The organism is Neorhizobium descurainiae (genome assembly GCF_051400715.1).
GTDB lineage: Bacteria > Pseudomonadota > Alphaproteobacteria > Rhizobiales > Rhizobiaceae > Neorhizobium.
This window is the reverse complement of the sequence record NZ_JBLFFK010000088.1, coordinates 1-910: the sequence shown is the minus strand read 5'-3', so window position 1 is coordinate 910 and position 910 is coordinate 1. Positions and strand designations below refer to the sequence as shown.

Here is a 910-nt window from a genome sequence, read left to right as displayed (position 1 = left end):
AGAGTCCGTCCGAGAATTCATGAGCGGCGTGCGATCCGTCTGACGAGGGTCATGATGGATGCGGCATAAAGGAAGGCCTTGGCGGACTTTATGGTCGCTTCCGGGTCTTTCCATAGCCGGCGGTTTCGGCTGATCCAAGCGAAGAAGCGTTCGACAACCCAACGCTTTGGATGAACGGCAAAGCCGACCTGGTCCTTCGGCTTGCGGACGATCTCGACGTCGACCAGCGTCGCATTTTGCGGCTTGTCGCCTGAGTATCCCATGTCGGCGAATGCCTTGGCCACGAACGGGAAGGACTTCCGAGACAGTCGCAGAACCGGGATGGCACCATCGCGATCCTGAACGTCGGCCGGTTGAGGATCAAGCACGAGAGCACGTCCGTCCATATCGACCATTGCTTGTCGCTTGCGGCCTTTGATCTTTTTACCTGCATCATATCCACGCGGACCACCGCTCTCGGTGGTTTTGACACTCTGGCTATCCAACACAGCAGCACTTGGAGAGGCCTGACGGCCGATCCGCTCGCGATCCACCATGACGAGGCAGTGATTGATCCGCGTGAAGACACCAGTGTCACGCCAGCGGCAGAAATACCCGAAAACCGTGCTCTTGGGCGGTAGGTCTTTCGGGATGAGACGCCAGGGAATGCCGCCCCGCAGAACGTAAAAAATGGCGTTGATGATCTCCCGCAGCGGCCAGGCTGGCTTACGCCCCCTTGGCGCAGGCTGCGGAAGAAGGGGCGAGATCACCGCCCATTCCGCATCCGTCAGGTCGGTTTCGTATCGTGGCTGATTGCGACTATACTGCCGCCGGGTGGTCGGGTTCCACATGGCGCTTCCATTCAGGCTTCAGACACCTTCTTGGAATCATCATCAGCCCGATCACTCAACCCTATTCTCGGACGGGCTCT

The 910-nt window shown here is 58.7% G+C and carries 1 protein-coding gene; it reads right to left on the bottom strand.

Annotated elements, in window-relative coordinates; translation table 11 throughout:
* Window positions 1-17 precede the first annotated feature (17 nt).
* Window positions 18-830 (bottom strand): IS5 family transposase, encoded by an 813-nt coding sequence (locus ACMGE0_RS33540; RefSeq protein ID WP_436820169.1) that lies wholly within the window; start codon window positions 828-830, stop codon window positions 18-20.
* Window positions 831-910 lie beyond the last annotated feature (80 nt).